Below are 23346 nucleotides of genomic sequence, written 5' to 3'. Positions count from 1 at the left end.
CCACCGTATGAAGTTCTGGGGCCGGCAGCAGGCGTTCTACGAGGCCCAGCTGCGGCTGACGATGGCCGCCAAGAAGGGACTGGGCGATCCGGTCCTGAGCGAGCTGGTCGTCCTGCGCGCCTCGCAGCTCAACCGGTGTGCGTTCTGCATCGATATGCACGTCAAGAACCTGCGCGAGGCGGGCGTGCCGCAGCAGCGAATCGATCTGCTGACGGCCTGGGAGGAGGCGGGCGCGCTCTACTCCGAGCGGGAGCGGGCGGCCCTCGCGCTCACCGAGGCCGTCACCCTGCTCACCGAGGGGTTCGTGCCGGACGCGGTCTACGACCGGGCCGCCGCGCACTTCGACGAGCGCGAACTGGCCCACCTCATCGCGGTGATCGTCGCGATCAACAACTGGAACCGGGTCAATGTCGCCATCCGCCAGCCTCCGGGGGTGGAGCTGTGACCGCCGCCGAGACGCTTCGCGCCCTGCACCACGGCCCCGACCTGCCCCTGATCCTCCCGGGGCCATGGGACGCGGGCAGCGCGAAGGTGTTCGCCGACGCCGGGTTCGAGGCCCTCGCCACGCCCAGCGCGGGCATCGCGGCCGCCCTCGGTTACGAGGACGGGAGCACCCCGGCGGACGAGATGTTCGCGGCCGTCGCCCGGATCGTGCGGGCGGTGGAGGTGCCCGTGTCGGCGGATGTGGAGGCCGGGTACGGGCTGTCCGCGAAGGAGTTGGTGGGCCGCCTCGCGGACGCCGGGGCGGTGGGCTGCAACCTGGAGGACAGCGACCCCGTCACCGGTGTGCTGTACGAACCCGCGGCGCAGGCGGACCGGCTGGCCCGGGTACGCGCCGAGGCGGGCGAGGCACTGGTGATCAACGCCCGGATCGATACGTTCCTGCGGGGCGTCGAGGACCCGGAGGAGGCGATCTCGCGCGGCCTGCTGTACGCGGAGGCCGGTGCCGACTGCGTGTACCCGATCCTCGCCCCGCCGTCGTCGCTGGCCGAGATCGCCGGCGCCGTCGGCGTGCCGGTCAATGCCGTGGTCACCCCGGACGGCCCGACTCCCCGCGAGCTGGGCGCCCTGGGCGCCTCCCGCGTCACCTTCGGCCCCGGGCTCCAGCGTCGGGCGATGGCGTCCCTGGCGGAGACGGCCGCGCGGCTCCGGGAGGAGTCGCGCGGGCGGAGCTGAACCACCGGGCCCCGGGGGCGGGCCGCCGCCCCCGGCCCCGGCTCACCGCTCGTCGGTTCCCGGAACCTTCGCCGTGCTGATGGCGATCCGGTTCCAGGTGTTGATCGTGAAGATCAGCGCCAGCAGCTGCGCCAGTTCGCCGTCCTCGAAGTGCCGAGCGGCCCGCTCGTACACCGCGTCCGGCACCCCGCCGTCCGCCACCCGCGTCACGGCCTCGGTGAGCGCCAGCGCCGCCCGCTCCTTCGCCGTGAAGAAGTGCGCCGCCTCCTCCCAGACGGCGACCATGTGCAGCCGCTCCTCGCTCTCGCCGGCCTTCCGGGCGTCCGTGGTGTGCATATGGAGGCAGTACGCACACTTGTTGAGCTGTGAGGAGCGGATCTGGACCAGTTCGACGAGGGCCGGGTCCAGGCCCTCGCGGGCGGCGGCGTCGAGGCCGATGAGCGCCTTGAACGCCTTGGGCGCCGCCTTGGCGAACTCGACCCGGGGGGCCTTGGTGGTGTTCTCGTCGCTGTTGCCGCTGTGCTCTGCGCTGTTCGTCATGTCTCGAATCTAGGAGCTCGGGCGACCGGCTATAGGGTGCATTCCCATGCCGGAATCATGGGTCAATCTTGCGGAGAGGTTGGGTACCGATCTCCATCTGGAGCTCACCGGCCCCGGCAGTCGCCGCGCCGTCCTCATCCGTGCGCTCCGGGAGGCCGTACGGACCGGCCGCCTCGGCCCCGGCACCCGGCTGCCGCCCTACCGCTCGCTCGCCGCCGACCTCGGCATCGCCCGCAACACCGTCGCCGACGCCTACGCCGAACTCGTCGCCGAGGGCTGGCTCACCGCCCGGCAGGGCTCCGGCACCCGCGTCGCGCACCGCGCCGAGCCGCTCGCCCCGGCCCGCCCCGCCGCGCACCGGGCCCCCGCGGGCCGGCCCGCCCACAACCTGCTCCAGGGGCAGCCGGACGCCACGTCCTTCCCCCGCACGGCCTGGCTGGCCGCGGCCCGCCGCGCCCTGGCCGCCGCGCCGCACGACGCCTTCGGCCCCGGCGACCCCCGCGGCCGCCCGGAACTGCGCCGCGCCCTCACCGACTACCTGGCCCGCACCCGAGGCGTCCGTACCGACCCGGACCGCATCGTCATCTGCTCCGGCTTCGCCCACGCCCTGCGGCTCCTCTTCCCCGCCGTGCTCCCCGACCCGCTCGCCGTCGAGTCGTACGGCCTCCCCTTCCACCGCGCCCTGCTGACCACCGCCGGCGTCCGCACCCATCCCCTCCCCGTCGACCAACAGGGCGCCGACACCGCCTGCCTGGCCGGGCTCCGGCAGCGGCACAACGTCCTGCTGACCCCCGCCCACCAGTTCCCCACCGGCGTCCCGCTCCACCCGGACCGGCGCGCCGACGTCGTCAACCGGGCTCGCGCCGAGGGTGGTTACGTCCTGGAGGACGACTACGACGGCGAGTTCCGCTACGACCGCCAACCGGTCGGCGCCCTCCAGGGCCTCGACCCGGACCACGTCATCCATCTCGGCTCCGTCAGCAAGAGCCTGTCCCCCGCCCTGCGCCTGGGCTGGATGGTCCTGCCCGACCGCCTGGTGGACCCCGTACTCGCGGTCAAGGGCGAACGCGAGGCATGGACCGGCGCCACCGACCAGCTGACCCTCGCCGACTTCCTCGCCTCCGGCTCCTACGACCGCCACATCCGCCGGATGCGGCGGCGCTACCGCCGGCGCCGCGACCAACTCGTCGAAGCGGTGGCCGCACACGCCCCGCAGCTGGCCGTCACCGGCATCGCCGCCGGACTGCACGCCGTCCTCCAACTCCCGGACGGCACGGGGGCGTCGGGCGAACGCGCCGCCCTGCGCGCCGCCCACTGGCAGGGCCTGGCCCTGGACGGCCTCTCCGACTACCGCCACCCGGCCGCCACGATGCCGCCTCGCCACGGCCTGGTCGTCGGGTACGCGGCGCCCTCCGACCACGCCTTCCCGGGCGCTCTGGAGGCGCTGTGCCGGGCGCTGCCGCCGGCGGGCTGACGGGTGCGGCCTCCCGCCGTCGGCACGTCTGCGGCAGGGGAGTCGCCCGGTGGGCCTCCGCGCGAAGCGACCCACGCCCCCGGCTCGAAGGTGAGCCGGGGGCGTGGGTCGACGTCCGCGCGTTCGTGCCTACCGGCCGGCGAACTTCCGGCTGATGCCGTCGAAGACGCGCTGCGCCTCCGGGCCCAGGTGCGGGCCGGCCAGCCAGGTCTTGTCGTTGGAGCCGATGGACGTGTTGGACACCAGCGTCAGCTTGCCGCCGCGGCCGACGAACCAGCCGCCGCCCGAGGAACCGCCGGTCATCGTGCAGCCGATGCGGTCCATGACGGGCGTGCCCTGCTGCATGGTGAGGCGGCTGGGGCGGTCCAGGCAGCTCATCATCCGCGCGCCGTCGTACGGCGGGCCCGCCGGGTAGCCGACGGCCTCCATGCCGCTGATGTGCTCGGCGGAGGGGGCATTGAACCAGACCGGCACGGACGTCCCGACGGTCTCCTCCAGCGACTTGCCGCCGCCGTTCTCCGGCTTCACGTGCAGCACGGCGAAGTCGTAGGCGGAACCGCCGTTGCCGACCTCCTGGCTGCCCATGTTCATCCACTCACCGGAGGTGGTGATCCAGTCGGCCCAGAACCGGCCGTACGGGATGATCTGCTGCGCCGGCGTGTTGTTGACCTGGTTCATCGGCACGCCGTTGTCGTTGTACGACGGCACGAACGCGATGTTGCGCATCCAGCCGCCCCGCTTGCCGGAATGCACGCAGTGGCCCGCGGTCCACACCAGGTTGGACTTTCCCGGGTGCGCCGGGTCCGAGACGATCGTGCCGGAGCAGACCCGGGGACCGCTGGGGCTGTCGAAGAAGACCTTGCCGACCGGCGCCCTGTGCAGGTGGTAGGGCCGGGCTATCTGCCGGGCGTCGACCGGCCGCGGCTCGGGGTCGGTGGCGTCGAACTCGCTGCCCGCACCGGTGGCCTTCACGCTGAGGTCGGGGGCGGGCTTCGCCTTGGCCAGCCGTTCCGTCTTCCAGTGGTCCTTGATGACCGGGTTGGCGAAGTCCTCCGCCTTGCGGGCCCACTTGTCCCAGTTCTGCCAGCCGCCGTCCTTCCACTTCTTGAGGCCGTCGATGCTGGTCGGTATGCCCTTGGGCAGCTTCAGGCCGTCGTCGCCCGCGCCCTTCTGGTCGGCGGCGGCCGAGCTGCCGGGCCCGGCGGCGCTGTCGTCGGCGGGGCCGCAGGCGGTCGCGGTGAGGGCGAGCACGGCGGCCAGCGCCGCGGCCGCGGCGGTGGTACGGCGAGTGGATGGCATGGCGCGGAGTCCCCCTGGTACGGACCGGCGCCCGCCCGATGCGCGGCGCCGTATCGACATGCCCCCGGCCGGGGGCGGGCTCTACTATGCCGTCACACCGCGGGCCGTGGAGAGCCAGGGGCCGGACGCACAGGGGCACTGCCCGCGCGGATCGTCCCGAGTGCCCCGCGGGCGACGCCCCCCGGGCCGCCCGACGCCGGCCGGCCGGCCGCTACCGGGCCACTCTGGGGTCCCGGTACGCGGAAAGAGGCTGATGCCGTCTGCCGGACGACCCGTGGCGGAACTCCCCGAGCTGCTTCGCCGTCGGATACCACTTCCGGTCGCACCGATGGCACCACCAACGCCAGTTGTCCCAGTCGGTGTCGGTGGTCGTGGTGTCCTTCCACAGCCAGTCGTCACAGTCCAGGGTCGGGCATTTCGGCGGCAGCGGCATGGCGGCGGGCCCTTCGTCGGCGGCAGGCGGCCCCAGACTGCTGCGCCCTTCGCCGCGCCACGCGGTGGATCGGCGGCCGCCATCCGGACGAGTGACGGCGGCCGCGGGCCGTTCGGCCCCGCTACCAGGGCTCCACCGGACACCCTGTCGTGGCGAGCCGGAGCGCGGTGAACGCGGTGCGGGGCCGGGCTTCGTACTCCTCGAGCCGGGGGAGCCGACGGATCAGGTCGATCACCGCGCCGATGTGCCCGCAGCGCGCCGCGCGCTCGATGAGGAGTTGCGTCGGCTGCATCCGGTAGCTGCGCGGGATCTTCTGCAACTGCGCGTACTCGGCCACGAGTTCGGCGATGTCGGAGTCGGTCGGGGTCGGGGGCGTCAGGTGTGCGGCGGCGGGCCCGGGCGACGCGGTCGCGGTGCGGAGGTCCGCCGGGAGAAGGCGGGCGGAAGCGGGATCCTCGCGCCGGCGCGCGGCGGACTCCTCCCACGCGGCCAGGAACGCGTCGTACAGGGCGCGGCGGCCCGTCCGCGCCAGATAGGTCAGCCACGCCTCGACGGTGGGGCCGTCCGGCTCCGGCTCGGCGTACCACGCGGCGGGCCCCCACAGCGCCCGCGCCTCGTCCTCGCGCCCGCATTCGGTGAGCGCCCAGATGACCGCGAGGCGGTTCTGCCAGGCGCGGGGCTCCGGGGCGATGGTCCGGTGTGCGACGTCGAACCACTCGTCCGCCCGCGCCCGGTCGCCCAGCGCCTCATGGGCCCCGCCCAGCGCCGCCGCCACGAACGCGATCTCGTGGTCCTTGCAGAACAGCACCTCGGCATGCGCCGCGAGATGCTGCTGCGCCACCCGGAAGGCGGCGCGGGCGTCTTCCCGCCGTCCCGCGCCGGCCAGGATCATCGCCACTTCGGCGGACGCGGCCACCTGCTCGCCCCGGGGCAGGATGTCCCTGACCAGTCCGCCGGCCAGGGTGTGCTCGCCGCGCCGCGCGTACAGCCGGGCGGCGTACCGCAGATCCCGGGCGACCCGGCCGTCCCCGTCGCCGGGCAGGTCCGCGCAGGTCTCGACCGCCGTCTTGACCAGGTCCCGGACCGTTGCCGAGCGCCGCGGCGGCCAGCCGGTGGTCCCCCACGGTCGCCCCTCCCTCCGCTCCAGGCTGTAGTTCAGCCACCAGCCGCTGCCGTCCCCGCGCTCGTCGCCGAGCAGCGCGCTCGCGGCCACCGCGTCCGGTACGACATCGAGCTCGCCCCAGCGCACCGGCCAGGCCAGGCGCTTGTGCACCGACCAGGCGAGGACGTCGTCCAGCGACCGGGCCGCCCGGCCGTCCGGGGCGATCACGACGCCCTCGGGGAACGCCGCGCACCACGCCTCGTCGTCGGGCGCGAAGTGACAGGTGTCGAGCCACCAGTCGTCGGGCAGCGCCCGGGGGCCCCCGGGCTCGCGGAGGAAGGTGAAGTCGCCCAGGACGTCGCCCGATCCGGCCCGGAGGAACCGCAAGGTGGTGGGGCTCATCGCGACGAGGACGTCGTCGGCTCCCCACAGCACCACACCGGTCTCGGGCGGCACGTCCAGGGTGCGCTGCCGCCGCGGCGCGTCCCCGTCCAGGGACCACACCTCCACTCGTCCGTCCGCGGTGAGCCAGGCCCCCGCGTCGCCGGACGGGGACCAGGCCCAGGAGTCGGCGAAGACCTGATCGACGTCCACCGGTGCGACGTCGACGCGGTAGCGGAAGCGGTGCCCGTCGTAGACGAAGACGCCGGGTTCGGCACCCGCGGTGTTGCCCGCGCCCACCAGGGCGGCCAGCCGTGGCATGTCGCCGCGCATGCCCCACTGCAGCGCCGATACGCCGCGGTGCCCGGCTCCCTTGGCGCGCGGCCTGCCCGTCGCCGCGTCGAGGAAGCGCAGGCCGTCGTAGTAGTGCGCCAGCAGCCGGTCGTCCGGGCTCCACGCGGCGAGCCCGCCGATGGCGGCCCGCCAGTCCACCTGTCCGGAAGCGACGTCGACGACGAACGCCTTCCGGTAGCCCGGGCCGCCCTCGGCCTGCGCCTGCAGCCGCGTGCCGTCCCGCGACCAGCGGACGTGATCGGCCTGGAGATCGACGGCGCCGTGCCCGCGCACCTGCGCGGGCCGCAGCCGCTCCCGCAGCCGCTCGGCGAGCAGGAAGGGATGCCGGGGCGGCGCCTGACCGGGCGTCCAGTGCAGATCGCCCCGGTCCAGCGGGATGACGCTGCCTCCCACGTCGCACGGTGACGCGGAGGCCACGAAGGCCCGCCTGCCGTCCGGGGCCAGCGCCCAGGCGGGCGGCGCTGCCGCCTCGTCCGCAACCATGGCGAGGGCCAGCGGGGCGACGGCCCAGTTGTTGGAACGCAGGGCGGGGTCGAACGGGTCGAAGACACCGATCCTGTTGCGGTGGTACGCGAGACCGATGCGGCGGCTGTCGTCCGACCACTGGATGCCACCGCCTTCGCCGGGCCGGCCGATCCCGCCGTCCAGGCTGCCGAGGATGTTGACGCAGCGTCCGGTGGCCAGTTCCCAGATCTGCAGGGTGCCGCCGACGGCGCTGTCGTCGCCCCGCCAGGTGCCGGTGGCCAGATAGCGGCCGCAGGGGCTGAGCGCGTAGTCGTTGATCTCCACCTGGTGGCCGTAGGGATGGAGGAGCTGGGCGTCCTCGCCGGCGCGGATCTCGCGGGTGGCGGCGCGGTGCTCCTCCGTGATGCCCTGCTCGCGCTCCAGCTTGAGCAGTCGCGCCCGCAGGGCCACCAGATCCGATTCCGCTCCGGGCTCGCCCTCGTCGTCGGTCGCGTCCGGATCGGCGAGCAGGGCCCGCAGCGCCGACTCGTCGCATATCGGGATGCCGCGCTCGCGTGCCTGCTGGAGGTTCCGTCCCGCCTCGGCGAAGAGGTACTCGGAGAACACCAGATCCGTCCGGTCGGAGACCGTCCCCGTCATCCGGGCGCCCAGCTCCTCCAGCCGCCGCTTCACCTCGCTTCTGCGCAAGCCGTGGAAACGGCCGACGAGCACGATCGTCATTCCTCGTACGTCCATGCTGCGGACCGTATCCGCAGCCACTGACAGGCGCCTTCCAACGCCCTTTCCAGGGTGGGCAGTTGGCCCGCACCGGGGACAGGGGCCTACCGGACCGACCCAGCCTGGTGGGCCAGCAGCGCCGCCTGGACCCGGCTGCCCGTCCCCGTCTTCTCCAGGATGCGGCCGACGTGGGTCTTGACGGTGCCGAGGCCGATGTCGAGGCGGCGGCCGATCTCCTGATTGGCCAGGCCCGCGCCGAGCATCGCCAGGACCTCGTGTTCACGGCCGGTGAGGGCGGCCAGGCGCTGGGCGGGGGTGCCGGTGGCGGCCGGGGAGCCGATGTGGGGTCCGGTGGCCTGGAGCATCCGCTTGATGACGTGGCCGGTGACGCCCGGTGAGAGGACGGCATCGCCGGCGGCCGCGGCCCGTACGGCGTTGATCAGCTCCTGGGGGCCCTCGTCCTTGAGGAGGAAGCCGGTGGCGCCGGCGTGCAGGGCGCGGGTGACGTTCTCCTCGTCGCCGAAGGTGGTGAGCATGACGACCTGCGGTGCGGAATCCAGCCGCACCAGCCGCTCGATGGCAGCGAGGCCGTCGAGGACGGGCATGCGGATGTCGACGAGGGCGACGTCCACCGGCCGGGCCGCGGCCAGTTCGACCGCCTCGGCGCCGTTGGCCGCCTCGGCGACCACCTCGATGTCCTCGGCGTGCCGGAGGATCAGGCGCACGCCGTGCCGGATCATCTCCTCGTCGTCGGCGAGGAGGACCCGGATGCGGCCGTCGTGCGCGGGTCCGTTGCGCGGGCTGTTCGCGTCGGGCGATGGCGTCGTCATCGGGGGCTCCCTGTGGCTGGCGGGGCGGTCGGCGCGGGGGTGGCCGACGGGCCGTGGGGGGCCGTCGGGACCGTGAACTTCTTGATCTCGACGAGGGTGTCGTGGCGGAAGCAGTAGCGGGTGAGGGCCAGGCGGCCGTGCGTCGCGCGGTCCGTCCCGTAGGGGAAGAAGCATGCCGTGCCGGGGGGCCGGGGCGGCTCGCGGCCGGCGGCGGCGGCGCCGGCCAGGTCGCTCTCGAAGCCGACGGCCGCGCGGACGTCCGCCTCGGACATGCCCGTACGCACCGTGCGGTCGGGCACGCTGTCGGCCATCGGTCGGGAGCTCTGCACCAGGGAGAGGCCGAGCAGCAGCATCGTGCCCACTCCGGTCAGCCCCAGCAACGCGGCGGCCACACCCGGCAGATGGCGCAGCGGACGCAGCGGGCGGGGGATGCCCGGGCGGGTGTCGGGGGCCCGGCGTGGCGGCGTCTCGGCGGGCGGGGCGGCGGGGTCCGGCACGGTGGCGGTGGCCGGGTGCCGCGGGAGCGACGCCGTCACCAGGAAGCCGCCGGACGCGGTGGGTTCGGCGCGCAGTTCGCCGCCCAGCAGCCGGAGGCGTTCGCGCAGCCCGGGCAGGCCGCGGCCGGTGCCCAGGCCGGTGGTGGCCTCGGGGGCGACGGGCGGTGCGCCGTTGCGGACCCGGACCCGGATCCGCTCCTCGGTGTGGGTCACCGCCAGTTCGGCGGCGGCGGAGGGGGCGTAGCGGTGGATGTTGGTGAGGGATTCGCGGACGACGCGGTGCACGGCGCGGCGCAGACGCGGCTCCAGGGCGTCCAGGTCGGGGCCGTCCCAGCTGAGGGTGACGGGGATGCCGGCGGCCCGTGACTCCTCGGCGAGGGCGGTGAGGTCGGAGCGGGTGCCGGTGGCGTCGGTGAGCGCGTCGGTGCCGGTGTCGCGACCCAACGGGCCCAGTACGCCGAGCACTTCGCGCAGCTCCCGCATCGCCTCCCGGGTGGCGAGGCGCACCTGGGCGGCGTCTGCCGTCAGCTCGGGCGCCTTGGCGGCGAGGGCCATTTCCAGGCCGCCGGAGTGGAGGGAGATCAGGCTGAGCCGGTGGCCGACGAGGTCGTGCATCTCGGCGGCGATCCGGGCGCGCTCCTCGGCCCGGGAGGCGCTCTCGGCGAGCTGCCGGGCCTGCTCTGCGGTCGCGGCGCGGTCCCGGAGGGCCAGGACCAGGCGTTCCTGCTGGCCCCGGGAGCTGCCGACCAGGCCGGGGATCAGTACACAGACACCGGCCACCAGGAAGCCGAGCGCAGCACCGACCAGCCAGCTGCCGTAGCCGGTGGCCACGGTGCCCAGCACGCTGACGGTCACCGGGAGGGCGGCCGCGACCGACAGCACGGCGGCACGGTGGCGGGGCGCCTCGATGCGGCGGGCCGCGGTGTAGGCGACGACGGCCGTCAGCATGCCGGAGATCGGCAGCGTCCCGGCCACCGCGGCGAGGCCGAGCATCGCCATGATCGGCAGCTTGCGGCGGAGCAGCAGCAGAGCCACGGCGGCGCACGCGAGGGCCGCCTGCGCCTCCGAGGCCAGCAGGTCGAAGAACCCGAGGGAGGCCGACGCGGCACCGGCCATGTAGAGGAGTGCCGCACACAGCTCACCGACGGGTGCCGCCCAGCGGGATGTGGACCTCTTGGGCGTGGCGGCGGTGGCCTCGGTGCGGGACATGCCGTTGATTATCGGCAGGCGGTGGCGGTACCGGGCGGCGCGCCCCCGCGTCCGGTTACGGTCCTCAGATGACAGAGACCCCCACGCGCGTCGACACCGGTCCCCCCGGTGCGGACGCCGACGAGAAGACGACGCTGGTCGCGTTCCTGGACTACGTACGGGAGGCGGTGTTGGCGAAGGCCGCCGGCCTTGCCGAGGCGCAGGGCGCCGCGGCCGGGGTCCCCTCCGGCACCAGCGTGCTCGGGCTCGTGAAGCATCTGACGGCGGCCGAGGTCTACTGGTTCGGCTGGGCCTTCGAGGGGGCCGACGTCCCGCATCCGGACTTCGGGATGGAGCTCGCCGCGACCGACGGTGCCACCGATCTGCTCGCCGCCTACCGGGCTGCTGTCGCACGGTCCGACGACATCATCGGGCGCTGCGACGACCTGGGCCGCCGGTCCGCCCGGCCGGCCGGGAAGGACGACGCGACCCGGTCGCTGCGCTGGATCCTGGTCCACATGATCGAGGAGACGGCCCGGCACGCGGGCCACGCCGACATCCTGCGCGAGCAGGCGGACGGGGTCACCGGCAGGTGAGCCGAACCGCGCAGCGAACGAGGCGGGGGGGGGCCCCCCCCCCGGGGGGGGGCCCCCCCCCCCCCCGGCCCCCCCCCCCGCCCGCCCCCCCCCCCCCAAAAAAAAAAAAACCGGGGGGGTGAACACCCCCCCCAGGGGCCCCCCCCCCCCCCCCCCGGGCGCGCGGGGGGGGCGGCGCCCCGGGGCGGGGCCCCCCCCCCCGCCCCCCCCGGGGGGGGGCGCCCCCCCGCGCGGGGGCGCCCCCCCCCGCCTCAGGACGACGCCCCGGCTACTTCTTCGGCAGCCACTTCTTCCAGACGTCCGGGTGCTTCTCCACCCAGCGCTTGGCCGCCTCGTCCGCGGACAGGCCGTCCGAGGCGATCGTTTCGGAGACCTCGTTCTGGTTGTCCTTGGTCCACTTGAAGTTCTTCAGGAACTTCGCGGCCGCGCCGCCGTGCTGGACGAAGTCCGTGTTGAAGAACTTCTGCAGCGGCGTGGTGGGGTACTCGCAGTCGACGGACTTGGGGTCCTTCGTGCCCTTCTCCGCACAGGCATCGGTGTACTTGGGGAGTTTGACCTCCTCCATCGGCACCTTGTTGAAGAGCCACTGCGGCTCGTACCAATAGGTGAGGAAGGGCTTCTTCTGCTTGGCGAACTGCTGGATCTGAGTGATCTGCGCCGCCTCGGAGCCCGCGAACACCACCTGGTAGTCGAGGCCCAGGTTCTTCACCAGCGCCTCGTCATTGGTGACGTAGGACGGCGAACCGTCCATCAGCTGGCCCTTGTTGCCGCTCTCCGAGGTGCGCAGCTGCTTGGCGAACTTGTTGAGGTTCTTCCAGCTCTTGACCTCGGGGTGCTTGTCGGCCCAGTACTTGGGGACGAACCAGCCGATGTGGCCGGTGACGCCGTTGCCGCCGCCCGCCGTGATCGTCTTCTTGTCCTTGACGTAGCGCGCTTCCTGATCCGGGTGGCCCCAGTCCTCCAGGATCGCGTCGACCCGGCCCTGGCTCAGCGCGTCCCAGGCGGGGATCTCGTCGACCTGCACGGTGTCGACGTGGTAGCCCATCTTGTGTTCGAGGATGTACTTCGCCACCCCCGCGTTGGCCTGTGCGCCGACCCAGGTCTGCACCGAGAGGGTGACGGACTTGGACCCCGCGGCCGCCGCGAACGGCGAGCCCTGCTTGGTCATATCGGCCTTGCCGCAGCCGGAGAGCGACAGCAGCACCGTGCCGGCGGCCAGCGACGCGCCGATGACCTTCAGTCGGGTACGGGTTCGGGTACGGGACATGGTCAGGCTCCCTTCCCCGTAGTGCGGCGTTCCGTCGGCTGGGTGACCCGGTCGAGCATCAGCCCCATGCAGACGATGGCGACGCCCGCGACCAGACCGACGGCCAGGTCGCCGGTGGCGAGGCCCTTGACGACCTCGTAGCCGAGCGCACCGCCGCCGACCAGGCCACCGATGATGATGACGGCGAGGACCAGCACCACGCCCTGGTTGACGGCCAGCAGCAGTGCGGGCCTGGCCAGCGGGAGCTGGACCTGGCGCAGGATCTGCCAGCGGGTGGCACCGAGCGACTCGGCGGACTCCACCGCGGCCGGGTTCACCTGGCGCAGGCCCTGGGTCGTGATGCGGATGACGGCGGGCAGCGCGTAGACGATCGCCGCGGCGGCGGCCGGGGCCCGGCCCACCATGAACAGCGCGACGACCGGGATGAGGTAGACGAACTGCGGCATGGTCTGCATGACGTCCAGGACCGGGCGCAGGATCGCCTCGAGACGCTTGCTGCCGGCCGCCAGGATGCCCACGCCGAAGCCGATCACCAGGGTCACCACGAGCGCGGCGACCACCTGGGACAGGGTGTTCATGGAGGGCTTCCAGACGCCCAGCACACCGGTGGCGGCCATCGCGAGGACGGCGGTCAGCGCGGTGCGCCAGGTGCCGATGATCCAGGCCAGCGCGGCGACGATGAGCAGCACGCCGTACCAGGGCAGCGCGGTCAGGCCGTCACGCAGCGGGGTGAGCACCCAGTCGGTGAAGTGCGCCGCCCAGTCGGCGGTGCCGCCGACGACGGGGACTCCGGTGTAGATGTGGTCGACCATCCACTCCTTGAAGTCGTTGACGGGGCGGGCGATGGCCACGACCCAGCCGGCCGGCCAGACCAGCGAGCCGGTCAGCCGGCCGACGAGGGTGAGCACGGCGGTGATCACGGCGACGCCGACCCAGGCGGGCCAGCCGCGCAGCAGCTTCGGCCCGGTGGGCTCGGAGGTGCCCAGCCGTGCGCCGGCGGCCGCCGTGGTGCGGTCCATGACGATGGCCAGCAGCACGATCGGGATGCCGGCCGCGAGCGCGGCGCCGACGTCCACCGAGCCCAGCGCCTGGTAGACGCGGTCGCCGAGGCCGGCAGCGCCGATCACCGAGGCGATGACGGCCATACCGAGCGCCATCATGATCGTCTGGTTGAGGCCGAGCAGCAGTTCCTTGCGGGCCAGCGGGAGCCGGGCGGTCAGCAGCCGCTGCCGGCCGGTGGCACCGAGCGAGGCGACCGCTTCCAGCACTCCGGCGTCCGCGCCGCGCAGCCCGAGCGCGGTCAGCCGCGCCATCGGCGGGGCGGCGTAGACGACGGTGGCCAGCAGGGCGGCCGGTACACCCATGCCGAAGACCAGCACGACGGGCAGCAGATAGGCGTAGGCCGGCAGCACCTGCATGGTGTCGAGGACCGGCCGCAGGATCCGGAACGCGCGCTCCGACAGACCGGCGGCGAGGCCGATCAGCGCACCGACGACGACCGAGGCGAGGACCGCGATGATCATCAGCGCGAGCGTCTGCATGGTCGGCACCCACATCCCCAGCAGGCCGCTGACCAGGAAGGAGATCAGTGCGGTCGCGGCGATGCGCAGACCGGCGACGCGCCAGGCGATCAGCGTCACACCGGCCGTCACACCGGTCCAGCCGAGCGCGAGCAGCAGCAGGTAGACGCCGCGTACGGAGATCACGACGGCGTTGCTGAGGTGGCCGAGGAAGTAGACGAACAGCGGGTGGCTGTCGCGGTTGTCGATGATCCAGTCGGTCGTCGAGTTGAGCGGCCCGGACAGGTCGACGGTCAGGGCGTGCGGCCAGGCGGCGCCGTACTTGGCCTGGAGCAGCGGGACGATGACCGCCGAGGCGACGGCGAGCAGCAGGAGCTTGGCCAGGCCGCGGCGACGCAGCAGCTGCTGCAACGGGGCGAGCTTGACGGTGTCGAGGTATCTCTGGGAGATCGGGGGCGTACCGAAATAGCTCATGCGCGCCCCCGCTTCACGGTGCCGACCGACACCTGCATCGCGGCGGCGCGCTGGGCCTCGCGCCAGCGGCGCAGCAGGGCGACGCGCAGGCGGGAGCGGCGGGTGGCCACGGGGGCCCGGGAGCTGACGGCGCGGAGCGCGGCGCCACGGTACGGAGCGGCGGCGTACATCAGGCGGTCACCTCGTCGCGCCCGCGGTCGATGCGGGCGACCACGTCGAGCAGGCAGGCGTGGTCGACGATGCCCAGGCAGCGGCCGTCGTCGACGACGCGGGCGGCACCGGAGCGGGCGACCGCCTCGATGGCGTCGGAGATCAGGGTGTCGGGCGTGAGCGCCGGGCCCTGGTCGGCCTCGCCGTCCTCGGCGGGGCGCATCGCACGGCGCACGGTCAGCACCTGCTCGCGGGGGACGTCCCGGACGAAGTCGCGGACGTAGTCGTCGGCCGGGGAGCCGACGATCTCCTCGGGGGTGCCGAGCTGGACGATCTTGCCGTCGCGCATCAGGGCGATCCGGTCGCCGACCAGCAGTGCCTCGGCGAGATCGTGGGTGATGAAGACCATGGTGCGGCCCTCGTCCTGGTGCAGGCGGATGACCTCTTCCTGCATGTCGCGGCGGATGAGGGGGTCGAGGGCGCTGAACGGCTCGTCGAAGAGGAGGACCTCGGGGTCCACGGCGAGCGCGCGGGCCAGACCGACGCGCTGCTGCTGGCCGCCGGAGAGCTGGCCGGGGCGGCGCTTCTCCAGGCCCGCCAGGCCGACCTTCTCCACCACCTCGGCGGCCTTCGCCCGGCGCTCGGCCTTGCCTATGCCCTGGATCTCCAGGCCGTAGGCGACGTTGTCGAGGACGGTGCGGTGCGGCAGCAGGCCGAAGTGCTGGAAGACCATCGAGGCGCGGCGGCGGCGCAGTTCGCGCAGGGTGGCGCCGTCCATGGCGCGCACGTCCTCGCCGTCCATCTCCAGGTCGCCGCTGGTCGGCTCGATCAGCCTGGTCAGGCAGCGTACGAGGGTGGACTTGCCGGAGCCGGACAGGCCCATGACGACGAAGACCTCGCCCTTGTGGACGTCGAAGGAGACGTCGCGGACGGCGGCGGTGCAGCCGGTCTGCTCGCGCAGTTCCTGCGCGGAGAGGTCGGCGACCGAGGCGTCGTCGGGGATGCGTTCGGCCTTGGGCCCGAAGACCTTCCACAGGTGGCGGACGGAGAACACGATCTCACGGGCCGCGTCGGCGGCCTTGTCGGGCGTGGGTATCTCGGATGCGCCGGGGGCTGTGGCAGCCATCACGCATCACCTCCCTGGGTAGGTGCTTCCTGGAGCAGTTCGGCGCACTTCTCCCCCACCATGAGCACGCCCAGCATCGGGTTGACGGCCGGCATCGTCGGGAAGATCGAGGCGTCCGCGATGCGGATGCCCGCCAGCCCGCGGATCTTCAACTGCGGGTCGACCACGGCCAGTCGGTCGTCGGCGGCGCCCATCTTGCAGGTGCCGGCCGGGTGGTAGACGGTGTGCGCGGCCTTGCGGACGAGTTCGCTGATCTCCGCGTCGTCGGTGACGTCGGGGCCGGGGAACACCTCGCGCTTGAGCCACTTGGCGAACGGCTCGGCCTTGGCGACCTTGCGGGCCAGCTTGATGCCGTCGACGAGGGTCCTGCCGTCGTAGTCGCCCTCGTCCTCGAAGTAGCGGAAGTCCAGGGCCGGCTTGGCCTCGGGGTCCGCCGAGGTGAGGTAGAGGCGGCCGCGGGAGCGGGACTTGGGGATGTTCGGGGTCATCGACACGCCGTGCTCGGGGCGCTCGTAGCCCAGTCGCTCCGGGTTGTCGGTGAACGGGATCTGGTAGAAGTGGAACATCAGGTCGGGGCCCTTGTGGTTCGGGTCCCGCTTGACGAACAGACCCGCGTCGGAGTCCATCGCGGAGTTGTCCGGGATCGGCCCGTCGGTCTCCCAGACGATGACCGACTCGGGGTGGTCGATCAGGTTCTCGCCGACGCCCGGCAGATCGAGCACGCACTCCATGCCCAGCGCCTCGAGGTCCTTCCGCGGCCCGATGCCCGAGTGCATCAGCAGCCGGGGGGTGTCCACGGCGCCGGCGCAGACCAGCACCTCGCGGGCGGCCTCGACGTAAACCTCCTCGCCGTCCTTGGTGCGGACGTGGACGCCCTTGGCGGTGGTGCCGTCCAGCTCCAGCTTGTGCGCCCAGGTCTCCAGCATCAGCGTGAGGTTGGGGCGGTCGCCGGCCTCCATGTGCGGGTGGAGGTAGGCGACCGAGGCGGAGGAGCGCTTGTTGTTCTCCGGGTGGTAGGAGAGGTCGAAGAAGCCGACGCCCTCCTCGAAGGGCCGGTCGTTGAAGCCGACGACCTCGGGGACGCCCAGGGCGGTCTTGGTGGCCTCGATCCAGTCCGTGGCGATCTGGTTCTGGTCCTTCTTCGCCACCCGCACGATGTTGTTGCGCAGCTTGCCGAAGTACGGGTCCATCGTCTCGGCGTTCCAGCCCGCGGCACCGGCCTCCTCCCACTCGTCCCAGTCGGACGGCAGCGGCTTGAAGGAGATCAGGGTGTTGTGCGAGGAGCAGCCGCCGAGGACCTTGGCGCGGCTGTGCAGGATGTGCGAGTTGCCGCGGGGCTGCTCGGTGGTCGTGTACTCGTAGTCCAGCTCGCCGCCGAGCAGGCCGAGCCAGCGGCGCAGCGTCAGGACGTCGTCGCGGTCGATGTCGGACGGCCCGCCCTCGATGACGGCGACGGTGACGTCCGGGTCCTCGGTGAGCCGGGAGGCGATGACGGAACCGGCGGTGCCACCGCCGACCACGACGTAGTCGTACACGGGCATGGAGTGCTCCTTACTGCAAAGTGCGTGCGTGCGCGGGTCGGTCGGGGGATCAGCCCGCGAACCAGCGCACCGGCTCCGGCCGGAGGTTTTCGTAAATGTGCTTGCTCTCGCGGTACTCGTCCAGACCCGTGGGGCCCAGTTCCCGGCCTATGCCCGACTTGCCGAAGCCGCCCCACTCCGCCTGCGGGAGGTAGGGGTGGAAGTCGTTGATCCACACGGTGCCGTGCCGCAGGCGGGCGGCCACCCGGCGGGCGCGGGCGGTGTCGCTGGAGAAGACGGCGCCGGCGAGGCCGTATTCGGTGTCGTTGGCGAGCGCGACGGCCTCGTCCTCGGTGGTGAAGGTCTCCACCGTCAGGATCGGTCCGAAGGTCTCCTCCCGGACGACCTTCATCTCGCGGTGGCAGCCGTCCAGCACGGTCGGCGCGTAGAAGTAGCCGGTGGCGGGCCGGACGTCGGAGGGCTTGGGGCGGGCGCCACCGGAGCGCAGCTGGGCGCCCTCGGCCAGGGCGGAGGCGACGTACGCCTCGACCTTGTCGAGCTGCTGCTGGGAGACCAGCGGGCCGCACTCCACGCCGTCCTCGGTGCCGCGGCCGAGCTTGATCTTCTCGGCGCGGCGGGCGAGTTCGGCGACGAAGCGGTCGCGCACCGGCTCCTCGATGATCAGCCGCGCGCCGGCGGAGCAGACCTGGCCGCTGTGGATGAACGCGGCGTTCAGCGCCTGGTCGACGGCGGTGTCGAAGCCCTCTTCCGTGGCGCAGGCGTCGGCGAAGACGACGTTGGGGTTCTTGCCGCCGAGCTCCAGCGCGATCTTCTTGGCGTCGGAGACCGCCGCCGCGCCCGCCTTCGTGCCGCTGACGAGGCCGCCGGTGAAGGAGAAGAGGTCCACGTCCGGGTGCTCGGCCAGCCGCTGGCCGACGGGCAGGCCCGCGCCGGTGACGATGTTGGCGACACCGGCCGGCAGCCCGGCCTCCACCAGCAGCTTCACCAGGTGGACGGTCGAGAGCGGGGTGACCTCGCTGGGCTTGATCACGAAGGTGTTGCCGGCCGCGAGCGCCGGGGCGACCTTCCAGCTGGCCTGCAGCAGCGGGTAGTTCCAGGGCGTGATCAGCGCGCACACGCCGACCGGCTCGTGGACAACGATGCTGTGGATGTCCGGCGATCCGGCGTCGACGACCCGGCCGCCGCTCTCGTTCGTGACCAGATCGGCGAAGTAGCGGAAGGCGTCGGTCACGCAGTCGACGTCGACCCGGCCCTCCTCCAGCGTCTTGCCGGTGTCCCGGCTCTCGATGAGCCCGATCTCCTCGCGGTCGCGCTGCAGGAGATCGGCGACCCGGCGCAGCAGCGCCGCGCGCTCGGCGACGGCCGTACGGGGCCAGACGCCCGCGCCGCCGTCGAAGGCGCGGCGGGCGGCGGCGACGGCGGCGTCCACGTCTTCGGCGCCGCCCTCGGCCACCTTCTGGAGCACTGTCGCATCGGCGGGGTCGAGGACCTCCCGCGTGGCGCCGGACGCGGCGGGGAGCCACACCCCGTCTACGTGAATGGTCTCGATAGCCGACACGTGTGTTCTGCCTTCCGCTCACGAACTTTGTTCCCACTGGTGCAACCAATCGCGCACTCAGCAACGGGGACCCCTCCCCGAAAGCCCCCCACCTATGCCCAAACATTCATAGAAAGTGAGCCGAGTCACTCTGCGTCTACCCGTTCGTCCAATGTGCGCACGAAATTTCCGGAACGTACCCTGAATAGCCGTATGCCCCCAGCCGATACGTCCCTCTCACCGGAGGTGCAGCGATGGCCAGCAGACGCCGCCCCGCGACCGCGATCACCGCCCTGACCTGCGGAACAGCCCTTCTCTCCGGGTCTGCCTGGATGGGCGTCGCGACCGCGGCCACCGCGGGGGACGGCGAGGGCGACCTCGCCGGCAAGTCGGCCCAGCAGGTCTCCGACACCGCCCTCCACGAGCTCACGGGCGCGAAATCCCTGCGCCTGCGCACGCAGTCCACCGCCGACCCGGGCAAGCTCGACCTCACTCTCGACCAGGCGGGCAACTGCACCGGCACCATCAGCAAGGGCAGCTACGGCCGCATCGACCTGGTCAAACGCGGGGACCAGGTGTGGATGAAACCCGACGCCGCATTCTGGAAGACCCAGCTGCCCGGCAAGGCGGGCGACGCCGCCGCCCGGAAGTACCAGGGCCGCTACCTGCACGGCACGGCCGACGACACCTTCCTCAAGAGCCTGGCCACCGCCTGCGACCTGAAGGCCTTCCAGAAGTCCGCGGTCGGCCCCTCCAGCCCGCCGCCCTCCGGCCACCCGACCTCCCACCTGTCCAAGGGCAGGCCGACCGTCCAGGACGGCACCCGGGTGCTGCCCGTCGTCAAGACGACCGACGGCGTCGTCCAGACCCTCTACGTGGCTGTCGACGGCACGCACTACCCCCGCAAGCTCACCGCCCAGGCCAACCACCAGACCGGCACGATCCTGATGAGCGACTACGACCGGCCGGTCTCGTCGAAGACCCCGCCGCCCGGCGACACCGTGGACATCTCCGTACTGGAGGACGCCCTCCAGGGCCAGAACCCGGGCGGGCAGACCACCTGACCGTGCACCGCACGCCGGGGCGGGAAGGGCCGGCCGGCGCGCCGCACGCCGCGGGCGCGCACGGCCGTCCGTCGGCGAGCCGCCGCGTCCCACCGCCGCCACCCGTCGGACAATCCGGGCATGGGTAACAACACCGCGAGCAAGGCAGTGCTGGAAGGCGGCCCGGACGACTTCCCGGGACGTGTGGTGCCGGTCGAGCCCCCGGGGGCGTCCGAGCTGAAGATCCCGCATCTGGCCGGGTACGAGCACTTCCGCGCCACGCAGCGGACGCGGGAGACGGACGAGGGGACGCTGCCGGTCTACGAGTGGTGGGAGCGCACGGAGCTGCCGGGATAGCCGCAGGGCCGGCGGGGGGTGCGCGGCCGGTCCGCCCGTTCTTCCGGGGACCGGCCGCGCATCCGCCTCAGCCCGTCGGGGCGAAGGTCCCCAGCGCGATCCGCTGGATCTCCTCCTGCCGCGGCCACTCGGACTCGGTGCCCCGGACCAACACGGCGAACTGCCGGCCGTCGTCGGCCGTGAACGCGCAGTCGACCACCTTGACGCGCTCCCCCACCTTCTCGCTGTCATAGGCGTAGACCAATTGAACGGCGTCGGCCGCCGGCGCCGGGTCGGCCATCGCGCCGAGGCTGATCTCCTCGTAACGGGGGTTCGCGGCGGACCCGGCCAGCTCCCGGGACGTCGCCTCCAGCGACTGGTGGGGAGTGCTGTCCGGGTCGGCGACCTGCATGATCTGCACCAGGCCGCTCTCGTCCGGCGAGGTGTAGAAGACACCGTTGCTGCGCTCTGTGCGCTCCCAGTCGCCGGGCACCGCCAGGGTGAAGTCCGCCTCGTCCTGGACCAGGCGGAAGCCGTCCGGGACCTCGGTGGCGGCGGAGGTCGTGGTGGCCACCTCGGTGCCGGGGGCGGTGCCGGCGTCGGTGCCGGACGCCGGGGCGGTGGCGCGGTGCGACGCACGGGCAGCCGCCCGATCGTCGCCGCGGCCGCCCCACAGCGCATAGCTGCCGCCCGCGCCCGCCGCCAGCACGGCCACCGTCGCCCCCGCGACCAGCGCCCGGGTCCGGCCGTTGCGTACCGGGCCGGAGGGCTCGGGCGACAGGGGCATATCGGTGACCGGTCCGGGCCCCGGGGCGGACGTCGGCGCGGGGGCGGACGTCGGCCGCGGCGGCGTCGGGCCCGTGTAGGCGGTGGGCGGCGGCCTGCCGTCCGCCCACCGCTGGGCCTCGCTGTCCCAGCGGGCCGCCTCCCCGCCCGGAGCCGTCACCCGCCCACCAGGGCCGCGACGGCTTGACCCACCGCCGTCCCGGACGCCAGCAGGCCGACGACGGCACCGGCGTCGCCGAGCGCAGCGCGCAGCCGGGCGAGGCGGCCGGCGCCCGCCGCGCCGGTGCCGGTGATCTCCGACTCGGTGTCGGTGAGTGCGGTGCTCAACGCGACGACCTGGGGGCTCTGCACCGCCCGGTCCAGATCGGCGCGCAGCTCCCTCACGGCGCGCAGCAGTTCTTTCTGTGCCGCGTCCCCCGGTGGGACGACGACGCCCTCGTTGTGGGTCACCGTGTTGTTGTTGCCGATGGCGACGGCGCCCCGGATGTTGTCGATACGGATGCCGCTGCCACGCTCGTCAGCCGTTGCCACGCTCGTTCCTCCCGTTCGGGGTGGAGCCACGCGGGGTGGCGCCGTTGCTCGTGATCGTGTTGTGGTCGCCGATGCCGACGGCGCCCTGTGCGGACTCGATGTAGACGCCGCCCCCTTCGACATGGACGATCCGCTGCTCGAACTCCTCGGTCCGGTAGCCGGCCTCCCGCAGCGCCGTGGTGACGCCGGCCGCCACCCGCTGCTCGATGGTCTTCAGATAGCGGGCGACGTCCATGTCCTGGAAGAGCGACGACTCGCCGAACGAAGCCAGCTCGCGCACGGCGACGCCGGGGCCCTCGGGCAGCGCGGCGCCGTACCCTCCGGTGGCCAGCCGCCAGGCGGACAGCAGGCCGCGCAGCAGCGTGAGGACGGCCTGCCCGGCGGAGCGCGGGGTACTGACCAGCGCCCACACGGCCTTGCCGAAGTGGTGGTGGTGCCGGTACTGGTGGGCGGTCCGATCGGCGTCCTGGAAGACCTGCCGCAGCGGCCACAGCACATGCGGCGCGACCTCCAGCATCAGCATGCCGCCCTGGGTGTGCACCCGTACGAAGACCGTGGTGACGACGCCCTCGTTCCAGCCGCCGACCCGGATGCGCAGGAAGTGCCGCCGGAGCTCGCCCCCCTCTTCGATCGCCGCGGCCCGGTGTTCCTCGAAGGCCGCCGGTGCGTACGGGGCCGCCGCGCGGGTGGGCAGCCCCTCGGCCGGCAGGAAGACGCACTCCTCGATCTCCAGCGCGCGCAGCCGGTCGCGCACCGCTGCCGCCTTCTCCGGCGAACCGTGCGGGGACGGCACCCGCAGCGCCGCCACCAGGGGCACGATGCGCCCCAGGATGGCGCTGTTGTCCAGCGGCTCGGTCTCGCGGTCGGGGTGCGGTTGCAGCTCCACCGACAGCGACCAGGTCCGGTGCGGGACACCGGCGCCGCAGAAGGGGTTGGCCTCCCGGTACATCACCAGCGGCCCGTGCTGCTCGACGCGCACCCGGTCGCGCAGCCGCCGGAAGCGGAAGCCCTCGGCCTGCTCGGCGGGGTCGGACACGACGTCGGGGAAGCGGCCCGGGGAGAGTTCGCGGGCCAGTGCGCGGGCGAACTGCCCCCGCTGCAGGCCGACCAGTACGGCCACCACCACCGGCAGCAGCAGCGTGACCCAGAGCACGAACATCTCCCCGGCCGCGACCACCTCCCGGCCCGGGAAGCCGGAGTCCACCGGCGGATAGTCCGAACAGCCGCCCCAGCAGAAGTCCGGATCCGAGACCGGCAGGTCGGGCAGCAGCAGGCTCGGGAGGTTGGCGAGCCCGGTGCTGAACACCCCCGCCACCAGCGCCAGCAGGAACACCAGGAGCGAGATCCGGGCGTACCAGCGCAGTGCGAACGCGGCGGGCAGCTTCAGCCACAGGGGGACGGGGGCCCGGCGCACGAAGCGGGCGAGCGCCATCAGGACGACCGGGTAGAGGTAGAGCACCGACAACCCGGCCGACAGCGGCACGGACGCGATCCACAGGAGCAGGATGCCGGCCGCCCAACCCAGTTGGAGGCGGCGGGCGCGCAGCGCGTGGGCGAGCACCCGGGCCGCGTCGATGCCCGAAGAGGGCGCGGCGAACCGCTCCTCATGGACGTACAGCTCGTCGATGACGGCATCGCGGAACGCTTCGTCGAGATAGGTCCCCGCGCACATCAGCCGGGTGGCATCACTGGCCCCGGGAGGGACCACCGACACCGGCGGGGGCGCTTCGGCCGTCGCCGGCTCCTCGGTCGATCGCCCCTGCTCATCGGGGTCTCCGGGCTGCGCGGGCACATCGGTCCGGGTCATCGGCCTCCCTCGAAACGCCAACGAGCCATCGCGGCAACCCAGTTGACGGGGCGTCCGACACGGCCGGAAGCCGCAGCATAGAGGGAAACGGCCGAGCCCGCACGGCCGTTTGGGGACCGTGCGGGCTCGAAGTGGCGGTGCCGCCGGACCGGCGGCCGGAGCGCCGGATCAGCGGG

Annotated in this window: 20 protein-coding genes; 6 read left to right on the top strand and 14 right to left on the bottom strand. The window is 73.2% G+C overall.

Going from position 1 to position 23346, the window contains the following annotated elements; all coding sequences use genetic code 11:
- The first annotated feature begins 7 nt into the window (after positions 1 to 7).
- Entirely contained in the window at positions 8 to 445 is a 438-nt protein-coding gene (locus ACGFML_RS01715) for a carboxymuconolactone decarboxylase family protein (protein ID WP_393540353.1), read from the top strand.
- The gene (locus tag ACGFML_RS01710) at positions 442 to 1176 is read left to right on the top strand and encodes an isocitrate lyase/phosphoenolpyruvate mutase family protein (protein ID WP_393538841.1); all 735 of its coding nucleotides are present in this window, start codon (positions 442 to 444) and stop codon (positions 1174 to 1176) included. The genes ACGFML_RS01715 and ACGFML_RS01710 overlap by 4 nt, the downstream gene beginning before the upstream one ends.
- 42 nt (positions 1177 to 1218) lie before the next feature.
- Here the strand turns inward: ACGFML_RS01710 and ACGFML_RS01705 are convergent, their stop codons facing one another.
- Positions 1219 to 1716 carry a carboxymuconolactone decarboxylase family protein gene (locus ACGFML_RS01705; RefSeq protein ID WP_393538839.1) on the bottom strand — a complete coding sequence of 166 codons (498 nt, stop codon included), beginning with the start codon at positions 1714 to 1716 and terminating at the stop codon, positions 1219 to 1221.
- A gap of 46 nt (positions 1717 to 1762) precedes the next feature.
- Here ACGFML_RS01705 and ACGFML_RS01700 point away from each other — a divergent pair, with 46 nt between their 5' ends.
- Complete coding sequence (locus ACGFML_RS01700) at positions 1763 to 3190, top strand: PLP-dependent aminotransferase family protein (RefSeq protein WP_393538837.1); 1428 nt, start codon at positions 1763 to 1765, stop codon at positions 3188 to 3190.
- Between the two features lie 129 nt (positions 3191 to 3319).
- Here ACGFML_RS01700 and ACGFML_RS01695 read toward each other — a convergent pair whose 3' ends face one another.
- The 4 genes from ACGFML_RS01695 to ACGFML_RS01680 form a co-directional block, all read right to left on the bottom strand.
- The gene (locus ACGFML_RS01695; RefSeq protein ID WP_393538835.1) at positions 3320 to 4489 is read right to left on the bottom strand and encodes a trypsin-like serine peptidase; all 1170 of its coding nucleotides are present in this window, start codon (positions 4487 to 4489) and stop codon (positions 3320 to 3322) included.
- Between the two features lie 554 nt (positions 4490 to 5043).
- Entirely contained in the window at positions 5044 to 7959 is a 2916-nt protein-coding gene (locus tag ACGFML_RS01690; protein WP_393538833.1) for a BRCT domain-containing protein, read from the bottom strand.
- 86 nt (positions 7960 to 8045) lie between these two features.
- Positions 8046 to 8771 carry a response regulator gene (locus tag ACGFML_RS01685; RefSeq protein ID WP_393538831.1) on the bottom strand — a complete coding sequence of 242 codons (726 nt, stop codon included), beginning with the start codon at positions 8769 to 8771 and terminating at the stop codon, positions 8046 to 8048.
- Entirely contained in the window at positions 8768 to 10477 is a 1710-nt protein-coding gene (locus tag ACGFML_RS01680) for a sensor histidine kinase (RefSeq protein ID WP_393538829.1), read from the bottom strand. Before ACGFML_RS01680 ends, ACGFML_RS01685 begins: the two co-directional genes overlap by 4 nt.
- A 68-nt stretch (positions 10478 to 10545) precedes the next feature.
- On the opposite strand from ACGFML_RS01680, the gene ACGFML_RS01675 reads away from it, so the two are divergent.
- Positions 10546 to 11052 (top strand): DinB family protein, encoded by a 507-nt coding sequence (locus ACGFML_RS01675; RefSeq protein ID WP_393538828.1) that lies wholly within the window; start codon positions 10546 to 10548, stop codon positions 11050 to 11052.
- A gap of 268 nt (positions 11053 to 11320) precedes the next feature.
- Here ACGFML_RS01675 and ACGFML_RS01670 read toward each other — a convergent pair whose 3' ends face one another.
- The 6 genes from ACGFML_RS01670 to ACGFML_RS01645 are packed head-to-tail and all read right to left on the bottom strand — an operon-like array spanning position 11321 to position 18688.
- On the bottom strand, positions 11321 to 12319 hold the full coding sequence (locus ACGFML_RS01670; RefSeq protein ID WP_393538826.1) for an ABC transporter substrate-binding protein: 999 nt from the start codon (positions 12317 to 12319) through the stop codon (positions 11321 to 11323).
- Between the two features lie 2 nt (positions 12320 to 12321).
- Positions 12322 to 14313 (bottom strand): ABC transporter permease, encoded by a 1992-nt coding sequence (locus tag ACGFML_RS01665; protein WP_393538824.1) that lies wholly within the window; start codon positions 14311 to 14313, stop codon positions 12322 to 12324.
- Positions 14310 to 14483 (bottom strand): hypothetical protein, encoded by a 174-nt coding sequence (locus ACGFML_RS01660; RefSeq protein WP_393538821.1) that lies wholly within the window; start codon positions 14481 to 14483, stop codon positions 14310 to 14312. Before ACGFML_RS01660 ends, ACGFML_RS01665 begins: the two co-directional genes overlap by 4 nt.
- A complete protein-coding gene (locus ACGFML_RS01655; RefSeq protein WP_393538819.1) occupies positions 14483 to 15589 on the bottom strand; it encodes a glycine betaine/L-proline ABC transporter ATP-binding protein in 1107 nt (368 codons plus the stop codon). The genes ACGFML_RS01660 and ACGFML_RS01655 overlap by 1 nt, the downstream gene beginning before the upstream one ends.
- Positions 15589 to 17130: a GMC family oxidoreductase gene (locus ACGFML_RS01650; RefSeq protein WP_393538817.1), complete on the bottom strand. Its 1542-nt coding sequence runs from the start codon at positions 17128 to 17130 to the stop codon at positions 15589 to 15591. The genes ACGFML_RS01655 and ACGFML_RS01650 overlap by 1 nt, the downstream gene beginning before the upstream one ends.
- A 49-nt stretch (positions 17131 to 17179) precedes the next feature.
- The gene (locus ACGFML_RS01645) at positions 17180 to 18688 is read right to left on the bottom strand and encodes an aldehyde dehydrogenase family protein (RefSeq protein ID WP_393538815.1); all 1509 of its coding nucleotides are present in this window, start codon (positions 18686 to 18688) and stop codon (positions 17180 to 17182) included.
- Between the two features lie 233 nt (positions 18689 to 18921).
- Between ACGFML_RS01645 and ACGFML_RS01640 the strand changes: the two genes are divergently transcribed.
- Positions 18922 to 19731, top strand: coding sequence for a hypothetical protein (locus ACGFML_RS01640; RefSeq protein WP_393538812.1), 810 nt, complete (start codon positions 18922 to 18924; stop codon positions 19729 to 19731).
- Positions 19732 to 19851: 120 nt separating this feature from the next.
- Complete coding sequence (locus tag ACGFML_RS01635) at positions 19852 to 20067, top strand: DUF5988 family protein (protein WP_393538811.1); 216 nt, start codon at positions 19852 to 19854, stop codon at positions 20065 to 20067.
- Between the two features lie 67 nt (positions 20068 to 20134).
- Here the strand turns inward: ACGFML_RS01635 and ACGFML_RS01630 are convergent, their stop codons facing one another.
- The 3 genes from ACGFML_RS01630 to ACGFML_RS01620 are packed head-to-tail and all read right to left on the bottom strand — an operon-like array spanning position 20135 to position 23170.
- Complete coding sequence (locus tag ACGFML_RS01630; protein WP_393538809.1) at positions 20135 to 20992, bottom strand: hypothetical protein; 858 nt, start codon at positions 20990 to 20992, stop codon at positions 20135 to 20137.
- Entirely contained in the window at positions 20989 to 21363 is a 375-nt protein-coding gene (locus ACGFML_RS01625) for a hypothetical protein (RefSeq protein ID WP_393538807.1), read from the bottom strand. The genes ACGFML_RS01630 and ACGFML_RS01625 overlap by 4 nt, the downstream gene beginning before the upstream one ends.
- Positions 21350 to 23170 carry a hypothetical protein gene (locus ACGFML_RS01620; RefSeq protein WP_393538805.1) on the bottom strand — a complete coding sequence of 607 codons (1821 nt, stop codon included), beginning with the start codon at positions 23168 to 23170 and terminating at the stop codon, positions 21350 to 21352. Before ACGFML_RS01620 ends, ACGFML_RS01625 begins: the two co-directional genes overlap by 14 nt.
- Between the last annotated feature and the right edge of the window lie 176 nt (positions 23171 to 23346).

The organism is Streptomyces sp. NPDC048650 (assembly GCF_043199095.1).
In the GTDB taxonomy this organism is placed as follows: Bacteria; Actinomycetota; Actinomycetes; order Streptomycetales; family Streptomycetaceae; genus Streptomyces.
Note: the sequence above shows the minus strand (reverse complement) of the source record. Positions and strands in the feature narration are given on the sequence as shown.

Coding starts and splice junctions, on each gene's coding strand:
- ACGFML_RS01700 (WP_393538837.1), top strand. CDS start 1,763: ATGCCGGAATCATGGGTCAATCTTGCGGAGAGGTTGGGTACCGATCTC.
- ACGFML_RS01650 (WP_393538817.1), bottom strand. CDS start 17,130: ATGCCCGTGTACGACTACGTCGTGGTCGGCGGTGGCACCGCCGGTTCC.
- ACGFML_RS01670 (WP_393538826.1), bottom strand. CDS start 12,319: ATGTCCCGTACCCGAACCCGTACCCGACTGAAGGTCATCGGCGCGTCG.
- ACGFML_RS01635 (WP_393538811.1), top strand. CDS start 19,852: ATGGGTAACAACACCGCGAGCAAGGCAGTGCTGGAAGGCGGCCCGGAC.
- ACGFML_RS01705 (WP_393538839.1), bottom strand. CDS start 1,716: ATGACGAACAGCGCAGAGCACAGCGGCAACAGCGACGAGAACACCACC.
- ACGFML_RS01665 (WP_393538824.1), bottom strand. CDS start 14,313: ATGAGCTATTTCGGTACGCCCCCGATCTCCCAGAGATACCTCGACACC.
- ACGFML_RS01655 (WP_393538819.1), bottom strand. CDS start 15,589: ATGGCTGCCACAGCCCCCGGCGCATCCGAGATACCCACGCCCGACAAG.
- ACGFML_RS01660 (WP_393538821.1), bottom strand. CDS start 14,483: ATGTACGCCGCCGCTCCGTACCGTGGCGCCGCGCTCCGCGCCGTCAGC.
- ACGFML_RS01695 (WP_393538835.1), bottom strand. CDS start 4,489: ATGCCATCCACTCGCCGTACCACCGCCGCGGCCGCGGCGCTGGCCGCC.
- ACGFML_RS01690 (WP_393538833.1), bottom strand. CDS start 7,959: ATGGACGTACGAGGAATGACGATCGTGCTCGTCGGCCGTTTCCACGGC.
- ACGFML_RS01675 (WP_393538828.1), top strand. CDS start 10,546: ATGACAGAGACCCCCACGCGCGTCGACACCGGTCCCCCCGGTGCGGAC.
- ACGFML_RS01715 (WP_393540353.1), top strand. CDS start 8: ATGAAGTTCTGGGGCCGGCAGCAGGCGTTCTACGAGGCCCAGCTGCGG.
- ACGFML_RS01685 (WP_393538831.1), bottom strand. CDS start 8,771: ATGACGACGCCATCGCCCGACGCGAACAGCCCGCGCAACGGACCCGCG.
- ACGFML_RS01680 (WP_393538829.1), bottom strand. CDS start 10,477: ATGTCCCGCACCGAGGCCACCGCCGCCACGCCCAAGAGGTCCACATCC.
- ACGFML_RS01640 (WP_393538812.1), top strand. CDS start 18,922: ATGGCCAGCAGACGCCGCCCCGCGACCGCGATCACCGCCCTGACCTGC.
- ACGFML_RS01620 (WP_393538805.1), bottom strand. CDS start 23,170: ATGACCCGGACCGATGTGCCCGCGCAGCCCGGAGACCCCGATGAGCAG.